At 45.9% G+C, this 338-nt stretch carries 1 pseudogene; it reads right to left on the reverse strand.

The window, feature by feature from the left end:
• Positions 1 to 338, reverse strand: a pseudogene (locus tag A3756_RS27310) (nitric oxide reductase transcription regulator); the annotation flags it as partial.

Raw genomic sequence — 338 nt, forward strand, 5'->3', positions numbered from 1 at the left:
CATACAGTCGTGTACATCAGGGTGTTGGTTGTTTTCACCGATTAATCCATCGTAAGGGTCAGGTAGGTCTGAGTTCGCCTCAAAGTGTACCAGCCCTTTTGAATGGATCACTTGAGACAGTCTGGGATGTTCAGTAATGATGAATCGTCTTCCTAGTACGTCATCGCTTAATCCTTTCATTGCAATAGGGCGAAGTTGACTGCCTTCCAGTTTCAAAACCGCCGCCGCATCGAACGGAAATATATTCTGCATATTGTTAAGCAGTCGCTGATAGCGACTTGCTTCAGGTAAGTCTCTAGGGAGGTCGGAAATGATCGCCGTAATCGTCTCGAATAATG

It is taken from the genome of Oleiphilus sp. HI0086 (assembly GCF_001635225.1).